Genomic DNA, 10,529 nt, shown 5'->3' with positions numbered 1-10,529 from the left:
GTGGGTGGGGGGAGAACCCCACGAGCCACCACCACCGCGGCGACCACCAACCGTCATCCTGTTTACCGCGCTGACGTGCCCCGTTCGCACAGCTGGCGAGAGAATGGGGGCATGAGCCAGGAAACCCGCGCCCTCGTCCCACAGCCCGCCGCGCCGGCGCCCACCGTGGAGTCGGAGGAGGGCGAGCTGCCGGCGGACCGGTTCCTCGACCGTGAGCGCAGCTGGCTCGCGTTCAACGACCGGGTTCTCGACCTCGCCGAGGACCCCGGCACGCCGCTGCTCGAACGCACCAACTTCCTCTCCATCTTCGCCAGCAACCTGGACGAGTTCTTCATGGTCCGAGTCGCCGGGCTGAAGCGCCGGATCGCGACCGGCGTGGCGACCAGGTCGCTCACCGGGCAGGCCCCGCGCGACGTGCTGGAGTCGATCTGGGCCAGTGCCCGGGAGCAGATGGGCCGGCACGCCGCCTGCTACCAGACGAGCGTCGCCCCGCAGCTGGCCGGTGAGGGGATCCATCTGCTCCGGTGGCCCGACCTCACCGAGGAGGAGCAGACCCGGCTCTTCTCGCTCTTCCGGAAGAAGATCTTCCCGGTCCTGACCCCGCTGGCCGTCGACCCGGTACATCCCTTCCCGTACATATCGGGCCTCTCCCTCAACCTCGCCGTCGTCGTCCGGAACCCCGCCAGCGGGCACGAGCACTTCGCGCGGGTGAAGGTGCCGCCGTTGCTCGACCGGTTCCTCGAGGCGTCGCCGCAGCGGTTCGTCCCGGTCGAGGACGTGATCGCCGCGCATCTGGAGGAGCTGTTCCGTGGCATGGAGGTGTTGGCGCACCACGTGTTCCGGGTGACCCGCAACGAGGACCTGGAGGTCGAGGAGGACGACGCCGAGAACCTGATCCAGGCGTTGGAGAAGGAACTGCTGCGGCGCCGCTTCGGCCCGCCGGTGCGGCTCGAGGTCGAGGAGTCCATCGACCCGCAGGTGCTCGACCTGCTGGTGCGTGAGCTGAAGATCAGCCGCGAGGAGGTCTTCTCGGTGCCTGGCCCGCTGGACCTCACCGGCCTCCGCTCCATCTCCTCGCTCGACCGGCCCGACCTGAAGTACCCCAAGTTCGTCGCCGGCACCCACCGCGACCTGGCCGAGGTGGAGTCCGCGTCGGCGGCCGACGTGTTCGCGGCGCTGCGCCAGCGCGACGTGCTGCTGCACCACCCGTACGACTCGTTCTCCACCTCCGTCCAGGCGTTCCTGGAGCAGGCGGCCGCCGACCCCGACGTGCTGGCGATCAAGCAGACGCTGTACCGCACCTCGGGCGACTCGCCGATCGTGGACGCGCTGATCGACGCGGCCGAGTCCGGCAAGCAGGTGCTGGTGCTGGTGGAGCTCAAGGCCAGGTTCGACGAGCACGCCAACATCAGGTGGGCGCGGAAGCTGGAGCAGGCCGGTTGCCACGTCGTCTACGGCCTGCTGGGGCTGAAGACGCACTGCAAGCTGTCGCTGGTCGTCCGGCAGGAGGGCGACGAGCTGCGCCGCTACTCGCATGTCGGCACCGGCAACTACCACCCCAAGACGGCCAGGCTCTACGAGGACCTCGGGCTGCTCACGGCCGACGCCCAGGTCGGCGCCGACCTGTCCGACCTGTTCAACCGGCTCTCCGGCTACTCGCGGCGGGACAACTACCGGCGGCTGCTCGTCGCCCCGCGCTCGCTGCGCGACGGCCTGGTCTCCCGGATCCGCCGCGAGATCGAGCACCACCGGGCTGGCCGGCCGGCGTGGGTGCGGTTCAAGGTCAACTCGATCGTCGACGAGGCCGTCATCGACGCCCTCTACCGCGCCTCGCAGGCGGGCGTGCCGGTGGACGTCTGGGTGCGCGGCATCTGCTCGCTGCGCCCCGGGGTGCCCGGGCTCTCGGAGAACATCAGGGTGCGCAGCGTGCTCGGCCGATTCCTCGAGCACTCCCGGGTCTACGCCTTCGCGGGCGGCGGGGAGAACGAGGTGTGGCTGGGCAGCGCCGACCTGATGCACCGCAACCTGGACCGGCGGATCGAGACGCTGGTGCGGGTCACCGACCCGGGGCACCGCTCGTCGCTGACCCGGCTGCTGGCCACGGGCATGTCGGACGAGTCCGAGTCCTGGCACCTGGACCGGGACGGCGGCTGGACGCGGTACGCGTTCGACGAGGACGGCGGGCCGCTGCGGAACGTGCAGGAGTCGCTGATCGAGGGCCGGAGGAAGCGCCGTGCCGCCGGCGCCTGACGAGCCGGCGCCGGCTCGTCAGCCGCCGGAGCCGGAGCCGGAGCTGGTCAGGGCCGCCGGCTGCGTGGTGTGGCGGCCGGCCGAGGCGGGCGGCGTCGAGCTGGTGCTGGTGCACCGGCCGCGCTACGACGACTGGTCGCACCCCAAGGGCAAGCTGCACCCGGGCGAGCCGCACGAGGCCGCCGCGCTCCGCGAGGTCCGCGAGGAGACGGGCATGGGCTGCGTCCTCGGCGCGGCGCTCAGCACCGCGCGCTACCTGGCCAAGGGCCGGCCCAAGGAGGTCAGGTACTGGGTGGCGGAGGCGGTCGACGGCGGCTTCGAGCCGAACGACGAGGTGGACCGGGTGGTGTGGCTGCCGCCCGCCGAGGCCAGGGCCCGCCTCAGCCACGAGCCGGACCGGCTGCTGCTCGACGAGGCCCTGACACGCATGGCGGGGGAGTGAGTCAGCCGGCGCGGAACCCCGCGCCCTGTGGCGCGCCCGCGAGCGGCCCGCCGCGCGGGGCCACCGCCGACCAGGGCACCGTGAGCTCGCCGAGCCGCCACCTGGCGCGCCGGCCGGCCACCGGCCAGTCCGCGGCCAGCAGCGCCACGGCGCGCAGCCAGCGCTGCCGGGGGCCGAACGGGGCGTAGGGGGCCGCCGAGGCCCAGGCCCGGTCGAGGTCGCCGAGCAGCGCGTGGACCGGCTCGCCCGGCACGTTGCGGTGGATCAGCGCCTTGGGCAGCCGCTCCGCCAGGTCGGACGGGGTGGCGAGGGAGGCGAGCCGGGCGGCGAGGGTCAGCGACACGGGACCCGTGGCGTCCAGCGCCACCCAGGCGTGGCGGCGGCCGATCTCGTCGCAGGTGCCCTCCACCAGCAGCCCGCCGGGCGCCAGCCGGCCCCGGAGCCGGGCCCAGGCGGCCGGCACCCCGTCCTCGGGGTACTGCCGCAGCACGTTGGCCGCCCGCACCAGCAGCGGCCGGCCGTCGCCCGGCACGGGCAGCGGAAGCTCGAAGCCGCCGCGCACGAAGCCGAGCCCCGGTCCCTCGTACGGCAGCGCCGCGGCCACCCGTTCCTGGTCTATCTCGACGCCGAACAGCCGGACGTCGGCCCGCACCCGCCGCAGCCGGCCGAGCAGCTCGACGGCCGTCCAGGGCGCCGCCCCGTAGCCGAGGTCCACGGCCAGCGGCCGGTCGGTCGAGCGCCGGAGCGCGGGCCCGAGCTCGGCGGCGATCCAACGGTCCATGCGGCGCAGTCGATTGGGATGCGTGGTGCCCCGTGTGACATTTCCCTCTGGCCCCTGCCGCATGCGGATGAGCGTAACGGTTTCGCACAATGGGAACAGGTGCTTCCGGGACAGGGTTGCACCCTCCGGTTGGATCCCCCACGAGTTCGTCGACACGTCCAGGAGCCGCTGTGCCGCACGTCCGCCGGGTCGCGATGTTCAGTGTGCACACCTCACCGCTCGACCAGCCGGGCACCGGTGACGCCGGTGGGATGAACGTCTACATCGTCGAACTGTCGCGGCAGCTGGCCGCGCTCGGCACCGAGGTGGAGGTCTTCACGCGGGCCACCGCCGGCGGCCTGCCGCCCACCGTGGAGCTGGCGCCCGGCGTGCGCGTGCGGCACGTGGACGCCGGCCCCTACGAGGGGCTGAGCAAGGAGGAGCTGCCGGCGCAGCTGTGCGCCTTCACACACGGCGTGATGCAGATCTGGGCCGGTGAGCCGCCCGGCTACTTCGACCTGGCGCACTCGCACTACTGGCTGTCCGGGCACGTCGGCTGGCTCGCCGCCGAGCGCTGGGGCGTGCCGTTCGTGCACACGATGCACACCATGGCGAAGGTGAAGAACGCGGCGCTGGCCACCGGCGACACCCCGGAGCCGGTCGCCCGGGTCATCGGCGAGACGCAGATCGTGCGGGCCGCGGACCGGCTGATCGCCAACACCGCGGGCGAGGCCGCCGAGCTGGTCGGGCACTACGAGGCCGACCCGCTGCGCACCGCCGTCGTCCACCCGGGGGTCAACCTGGCCACGTTCCGCCCCGGCGAGGGCCGGGCCGCGGCCCGCGCCAGGCTGGGGCTGCCGGCCGGGGCGCTGATCCCGCTGTTCGCCGGCCGGATCCAGCCGCTGAAGGGCCCGGACATCCTGCTGCAGGCGATCCGTGAGCTGATCGACGCCCAGCCGGCGCTGCGCCGCCGGCTGCTGGTGCCGGTGGTCGGCGGGCCCAGCGGCACGGGCCTCGCCCGTCCGGAGCGGATGCAGAAGCTGGCGGCCCGGCTCGGCATCGGCGAGCTGGTGCGGTTCCGGCCACCGGTCTCCCAGGCCGAGCTGGCCGACTGGTACCGGGCGGCGGACGTGCTGGTCATGCCGTCCTACAGCGAGTCGTTCGGCCTGGTCGCCGCCGAGGCGCAGGCGTGCGGCACGCCGGTGGTGGCGGCGGCGGTCGGCGGTCTGCCGGTGGTGGTGCGCGACGGCGTCACCGGCTATCTGATCGAGGGCCACGACCCGGTGCGCTACGCCGCCGCGCTGCGCCGCTTCGCCGACCCCGCGCACGCGGGGCGGCTCGGCGAGGCCGCGGCCGGCCACGCGCGCCGCTTCGGGTGGGAGGCCACCGCGGCCGGCACGCTCGACGTCTACCGGGCGGCCGTCGAGGCCCGCCGGTTCCGGGCCGGGCCGGGGCTACGATCGGCCCATGGCTGAACGGGCTGAACCGTCTGGATCATCGGAACCGGCCGGAGCGTCACAACGGGCGGGAGCGTCGGAACCGGCGGAACGCGCCGAGGCGGCGCGCCTCGCGCTGGAGGCGGCGCTGCGGGAGAGCGGCGCCGAGTGGGAGAGCCCGGGGCCCGGCCGCTACGTGGTCACGCTGCCCGGCACCCGCAAGCTCTCCACCACCTGCTCGCTGGTGGTCGGCCGGCACAGCCTGTCCGTCAACGCCTTCGTGATCCGCCGCCCGGACGAGAACGCGGCCGCCGTGCACCGCTGGCTGCTGGAACGCAACACCCGGCTCTACGGGGTGGCGTACGCCGTGGACGCGATGGGCGACGTCTATCTCGCCGGCCGGCTGCCGCTCGCCGCGGTCACCGCCGAGGAGATCGACCGGCTGCTCGGCACCGTCCTCGAACAGGCCGACGGCTCCTTCAACACGCTGCTCGAACTCGGCTTCGCCACCGCGATCCGCAAGGAGTACGCCTGGCGCACCGCGCGCGGCGAGTCCACCCGCAACCTCGACGCGTTCACCCACCTCACCAGGCCCGCCGACGGCTAGGTCCGGACAGGACCTAACGCCGCAGCGGCAGCCGCTGCTCGGCCCAGATGATCTTGCCGGACGGGGTGTAGCGGGTGCCCCAGCGGTCCGCGTACTGGGCCACCAGGAAGAGGCCGCGCCCGCCCTCGTCGGTGGCGGTCGCGTTCCGCAGGTGCGGCGAGGTGCTGCTGGCGTCCGACACCTCGCAGATCAGCGCCCGGTCCCGCAGCACCCGGACCCGCACCGGGCCCGCCGCGTGCCGGATGGCGTTGGTGATCAGCTCGGTCAGGATCAGCTCGGTGATGAACGCCATCTCGCTCAGGCCCCACTCCGTCAGCCGCTCGCTCACCGCCGCCCTGATCGGCGCCACCGCGGACGGCGTGGCCGGCACCTCCCAGACCGCCACCTGCTCGGAGCTCAGCATCCGGGTGCGGGCGACCAGCAGCGCCACGTCGTCCCCCGGGCGCGGCGGCAGCAGGTCGTCGAGGACCGCGTCGCACATCGTCTCCGGGTCCTCGTCCCGCTCGGCCGAGTGGTGCAGCGCCTCGGCGAGCATCCCGAGCCCGCGGTCGATGTCCCGGTGCCTCGCCTCCACCAGGCCGTCCGTGTAGAGCACCAGGCCGCTGCCCGCCGGCAGCCGCAGCTCGGCGGTCTCGAACGGCATGCCCCCCACGCCGAGCGGCGGCTGCGCCGGCAGCTCGGCGAAGGTCACCGACAGGTCGGGCAGGATCAGCGCCGGCGGCAGGTGCCCGGCCCGCGCCATGGTGCACGTGCCGTCCACCGGGTCGTAGATCGCGTACAGGCAGGTGGCGCCCGTGATGGTGCCGGTGGCGCCGTCCGTGCCGGCCTCGTCGCGGTCCACCCGGTCGGCCAGCTCGTCCAGGTGCCCGAGGAGCTCGTCGGGCGGCAGGTCGAGCGCCGCGAAGTTGTGCACCGCGGTGCGCAGCCGGCCCATGGTGGCGGCCGCGTGCAGGCCGTGCCCGACGACGTCGCCGACGACCAGCGCGACGCGGGCGCCGGAGAGCGGGATGACGTCGAAGAAGTCGCCGCCCACCGCCTCGGCCGGCCGGTAGCGGTAGGCGGCGCGCACCGCGGTCTGGTCGGGCAGGTCGCGCGGCAGCAGGCTGCGCTGCAGGGTGGCGGCCATCTCGTGCTCGCGGGTGTAGCGGCGCGCGTTGTCCACGCAGACGGCGGTCCGCGTGGCCAACTCCTCGGCCAGCGCCAGGTCCTGCTCGTCGAAGGGCCCGTCCTCCCGGGAACGCCAGAAGTTGGCCACTCCGAGCACCACGCCGCGGGCCTGGAGCGGCGTGGAGATCAGCGAGTGCATGCCCAGGTCGAGCAGCCGCCTGGCGTGCTCCTCGTCGCCGGCCCGCCACCAGTCGGTGCCGCGCAGATCGGTCTCCAGCGCGGCCCGGCCGCCGCGCAGCCCGGACACCTCGGCCTGATCGGGGCGCAGGGCGAGCGAGCGCCCCGACGGGTAGAGCGGATGGTCGCGGGTGATCCCGCCGGCCGCGATCCGCCGGATCTGGATGTCCACCCCCGGGGCCTCCTCGCCGCGCAGCACGTTGTCGGCGAGGTCGACGCTCACGTAGTCCGCGAACTCCGGCACCGCCACCTCCACCAGCTCCTCGGCGGTCCTGGTGATCTCCAGGGTGGTGCCGATCCGGACGCTGGCCGCGTAGAGCAGGCCGAGCCGCCGCTGGGCGGTCTCGGCGCGGCCGGAGAGCGCCTGGATCTCGGTGGTGTCGCGCAGCGTGGCGACCGTGCCGGGCGGACCGCCGTGGTCGGCGGTGCGCCGCAGGTTGACGGCCAGCAGCCGGCCGCCCGCCGGGTGCACCTCGTCCGTGAGGTCCTCGTCGCCGCCGAGCAGCGCGACGGTGGCCTCGTCGAGCCCCAGATCGCCGACGTCGCGGCCGACGGCCTCCGCTGGCAGGTCGAGCAGCCGCCGCGCCTCCTCGTTGGCGAGCAGCAGCCGCCGGTCCTCGTCCAGGATCAGCACGCCCTCCCGCGCCGAGTGCAGAACGGCGTCGTGCAGTTCGTACAGTCGGGTGATCTCCCGGGGCCCGAGGCCCCTGGTCTGCCGCTGTAGCCGCCGGCTGACGAGCGCCGCCCCGCCGATGGCCAGGGCCAGCGCCACCCCCGTCGAGCCGAGCAGCAGCGGCAGCTCGCTGGTGACCTGGAGGTTGATCTTCCGCTGCGTCTGGCCGGCCGCGACCATGGCGATCACCTGGCCGTCCTCGTCCCGCACCGGCACCACGGCCCGCTCCGACAGCCCCAGCGTGCCCTCCGCCGCCTCCCGCACCACATGGCCGTCGGCGGCCGGTTCGAAGGTGCCGATGAAGCGCTTCCCGATCTCCTTCGGATTGGGGTGCGTGTAGCGGATGCCCTTCCGGTTCATCACCACGACGAAGTCGACGCCCGTGCTCTTCCGCGCCGCCTCGGCGCTGGGCTGCAACACGGCCGTCGGATCGTCCGACCGCAGCGCCTCCACGATCCCCGGCGACGCGGCGAAGGTCTGGGCCACCACCAGGGCGCGCTCGCTGGCCGCGGCCTTCTTCTCGTCGCGTCGGTCGAGTACGAGGGCCGTCACCCCGGCGGCGACGAGAAGGAGCGTGATCACCACCTGCAAGATGAACATCTGGCCAACGACGCTCCGTGCGCGCAGGCCCCGGGGAATTGCCCTCATTCCTCCACTTTGCACCGGGGATAATCCCGGGGGCGATCCGCCGACGCGCGGATGTGCCGTCTACTCTCGGCCTCATGGCCGACGCACCGTACAAGCTGATCCTGCTCCGCCACGGCGAGAGCGAGTGGAACGCCAAGAACCTGTTCACCGGGTGGGTGGACGTCAACCTGAACGAGAAGGGTGAGAAGGAGGCGGTCCGCGGCGGTGAGCTGCTACAGGACGCCGGCCTGCTCCCCGACGTGCTGCACACCTCCACCCTGAAGCGGGCCATCCGCACCGCCAACCTGGCCCTGGACGCGGCCGACCGGGCGTGGATCCCGGTGCAGCGCTCCTGGCGGCTCAACGAGCGGCACTACGGCGCCCTGCAGGGCAAGGACAAGGCCGCCACCCTCGCCGAGTTCGGCGAGGAGCAGTTCATGAAGTGGCGCCGTTCCTACGACACGCCGCCGCCGGAGCTCGCCGACGGCGCCGAGTGGTCCCAGAGCGACGACCCGCGGTACGCGGCCATCCCGAGCGAGCTGCGGCCCCGCACCGAGTGCCTCAAGGACGTCGTCGTCCGCATGCTGCCCTACTGGTACGACGCGATCGTCCCCGACCTGCTCACCGGCGGCACCGTGCTGGTCACGGCGCACGGCAACAGCCTGCGCGCCCTGGTCAAGCACCTGGACGGGGTCTCCGACGAGGACATCGTCGGCCTCAACATCCCCACCGGCATCCCGCTGCTCTACGAACTGGACGCCGACTTCCACCCGACCACCCCCGGCGGCCGCTACCTGGACCCGGAGGCGGCGAAGGCGGCGATCGAGGCCGTCAAGAACCAGGGCAAGAAGTAGGACACGCGAGAAGCGGACCGTTCTTCCCTCCGGCCGCCGCTCGGTTGATCAGCTTTATTCACCCGATCGGCGGTCGGTGAGACCGTAACCTCGTAGGCATGACCGATTCGGCGGTGGCTCCCGACGGCTGGGCACAGCGCGCGCTGCTGCCCGGCGAGCTGCTCGCCGACGGCGTCCGGCCGCACCTCCGCCGCACCGGCCGCGACTGGGCGATGGACGGGCTGTTCTTCGTCTGGTCGACCGGCGTCTTCGCGCTGCTGCTGATCGACCTGCCGAGCCGGGACTACCTGCCGGGCTGGATGCTCGCCGTCGACCCCTGGTTCGGCGGCGCGGCCTGCCTGGCCATCTGGTGGCGCCGGCACCACCCGCTGATGCTCGGCCTCGCGGCCGTGCCGGTCACGTTCCTCTCCTCCACCGCCTTCGGCGCGATGACCGTCATCGTCCTCAACATCGGACTGCGGCTCCCGCCACGCACCGCGCTGCTGGTCATCGGGGCACACCTCGCGGCCGTCGTGCCCTACCTGCTCGAGTACAGCGTCCCGCACGAGGGCGGCTACGTGGCGGTCGCCTTCCTCGTCGCCTACTACCTGTTCTTCTTCGCCTGGGGCGCCAGTGTGCGGCTCCGCCGCCAGCTGGTGATCCGGCTGCGCGCCGACGCCCGGCGGGAGCGGGCCGAACACACCAGGCGCCTGGTCGACGCGCGGCGCACCGAGCGGGAGGCCATCGCCCGCGAGATGCACGACGTGCTCGCCCACCGCATCTCGCTGCTCTCGGTGCACGCCGGAGCCCTCGCCTATCGCACGGACGCCTCCACGGGCGGCACCGCCAAACCGCTGAGCGACTCGGAGATCGGCGACAGCGTGCGGGTCATCAGGGACACCGCCCACCAGGCCCTGGAGGAACTGCGCGAGGTGCTGACCGTACTGCGCGGGCGCGGCCCGGCGGAGGGCGACCGGCAGCTCGGCATCGCCGACATCGGGCGGCTGGTCGCGGAGGCGGAGCGGGCCGGCCAGCGGGTCGTCTTCACCCGCGACCTGGACGCGGGAGCGGCCGCCGCGCTGCGGGGGCCCGTACAGCGCACGGCGTACCGGGTGGTGCAGGAGGGCCTGACCAACGCGCGCAAGCACGCGGCCGGCACGCCCGTACAGGTCGCGCTCGGCGGCGCGCCGGGGCAGGGCCTCACCATCGCCGTGCGGAACGCGCTCCGCGCGCGGCCGGTGACGGAGATCCCCGGCGCGGGCGCCGGCCTCGCCGGCCTCGAGGAGCGCGCCGCCCTCGACGGCGGCGTGCTGCGCCACGGGCCGAGCGCCACGGGTGACGAGTTCGAGCTGGTGGCGGAGCTGCCTTGGGGTCCCACCCCCCTCGGGCGGGACCCCAAGGATCAGCCGCAGTTGCCCCCGCACTGACACGCGGAGCCGGACTGGCAGCCGCAGCCGCAGCCAGAACCGCAGCCGCAGCCACCGAGCAGCGGCAGCGGCCGACGCTCCCCCGACGGGGTCACCGGGGTGGGCAGGGGCGTCGCTTCCTGTGGTGAGG

Annotated in this window: 8 protein-coding genes; 6 read left to right on the top strand and 2 right to left on the bottom strand. The window is 73.8% G+C overall.

The genetic code is table 11. The annotated features are described in order from the left end of the window. The first annotated feature begins 111 nt into the window (after positions 1 to 111). Positions 112 to 2,250, top strand: coding sequence for an RNA degradosome polyphosphate kinase (locus E1283_RS23260; protein WP_132820073.1), 2,139 nt, complete (start codon positions 112 to 114; stop codon positions 2,248 to 2,250). A gap of 43 nt (positions 2,251 to 2,293) precedes the next feature. Beyond that, on the top strand, positions 2,294 to 2,692 hold the full coding sequence (locus tag E1283_RS23255; RefSeq protein ID WP_132820074.1) for an NUDIX hydrolase: 399 nt from the start codon (positions 2,294 to 2,296) through the stop codon (positions 2,690 to 2,692). Position 2,693: 1 nt separating this feature from the next. On the opposite strand, the gene E1283_RS23250 is transcribed toward E1283_RS23255, so the two are convergent. Beyond that, positions 2,694 to 3,473 (bottom strand): class I SAM-dependent methyltransferase, encoded by a 780-nt coding sequence (locus E1283_RS23250; protein ID WP_243745034.1) that lies wholly within the window; start codon positions 3,471 to 3,473, stop codon positions 2,694 to 2,696. 89 nt (positions 3,474 to 3,562) lie between these two features. Between E1283_RS23250 and mshA the strand changes: the two genes are divergently transcribed. Next, entirely contained in the window at positions 3,563 to 4,927 is a 1,365-nt protein-coding gene (gene mshA / locus E1283_RS23245; protein ID WP_132820071.1) for a D-inositol-3-phosphate glycosyltransferase, read from the top strand. Continuing rightward, a complete protein-coding gene (locus E1283_RS23240; RefSeq protein WP_132820070.1) occupies positions 4,920 to 5,495 on the top strand; it encodes a type III secretion system chaperone family protein in 576 nt (191 codons plus the stop codon). Before mshA ends, E1283_RS23240 begins: the two co-directional genes overlap by 8 nt. A gap of 13 nt (positions 5,496 to 5,508) precedes the next feature. On the opposite strand, the gene E1283_RS23235 is transcribed toward E1283_RS23240, so the two are convergent. Continuing rightward, complete coding sequence (locus E1283_RS23235; protein ID WP_132820069.1) at positions 5,509 to 8,112, bottom strand: SpoIIE family protein phosphatase; 2,604 nt, start codon at positions 8,110 to 8,112, stop codon at positions 5,509 to 5,511. 122 nt (positions 8,113 to 8,234) lie between these two features. Between E1283_RS23235 and E1283_RS23230 the strand changes: the two genes are divergently transcribed. Beyond that, positions 8,235 to 8,993: a phosphoglyceromutase gene (locus E1283_RS23230; protein ID WP_132820068.1), complete on the top strand. Its 759-nt coding sequence runs from the start codon at positions 8,235 to 8,237 to the stop codon at positions 8,991 to 8,993. 98 nt (positions 8,994 to 9,091) lie between these two features. Then, the gene (locus tag E1283_RS23225; protein WP_132820067.1) at positions 9,092 to 10,399 is read left to right on the top strand and encodes a sensor histidine kinase; all 1,308 of its coding nucleotides are present in this window, start codon (positions 9,092 to 9,094) and stop codon (positions 10,397 to 10,399) included. Positions 10,400 to 10,529 lie beyond the last annotated feature (130 nt).

This window comes from Streptomyces hainanensis, assembly GCF_004348415.1.
GTDB classification, from domain to species: Bacteria; Actinomycetota; Actinomycetes; order Streptomycetales; family Streptomycetaceae; genus Streptomyces; species Streptomyces hainanensis.
Note: the sequence above shows the minus strand (reverse complement) of the source record. Positions and strands in the feature narration are given on the sequence as shown.